Origin of the sequence: Burkholderia sp. Ac-20392, assembly GCF_017104585.1 — a bacterium.
GTDB classification, from domain to species: Bacteria; Pseudomonadota; Gammaproteobacteria; order Burkholderiales; family Burkholderiaceae; genus Burkholderia; species Burkholderia lata.
Genome location: NZ_JAAGPB010000719.1, coordinates 1 through 245, shown reverse-complemented (window position 1 = coordinate 245; position 245 = coordinate 1). Strand labels below are relative to the sequence as shown.

General features: G+C 49.0%; 1 protein-coding gene. It reads right to left on the bottom strand.

Features of this window, described 5'->3' with window-relative positions; all coding sequences use genetic code 11:
- Nucleotides 1-52: 52 nt before the first annotated feature.
- On the bottom strand, nucleotides 53-245 hold a 193-nt coding region (locus G3N99_RS37255), incomplete at its 5' end, for a hypothetical protein (protein ID WP_206124866.1).

Here is a 245-nt window from a genome sequence, read left to right as displayed (position 1 = left end):
TTAAGTCGAGTGAACAGCTGCGTTAGACCTACGGTGAACTCGTGACTCGAGGCTAGCGCAGTGAGCAGACACCATAGCCAGAAATACGAGAATCACCGCACAGACCACCTATGAGCGCGGCGGGTGCAGTGACGAAATAGACTGCGCGGAGTAAATAACAAGGCGGCTGGCAAGGATGAGTGTTTACGGCGAGATCAGCCGTCAACTTAATCTGTTTTTTTTTTTTTTTTTTAATGATCCGGCTA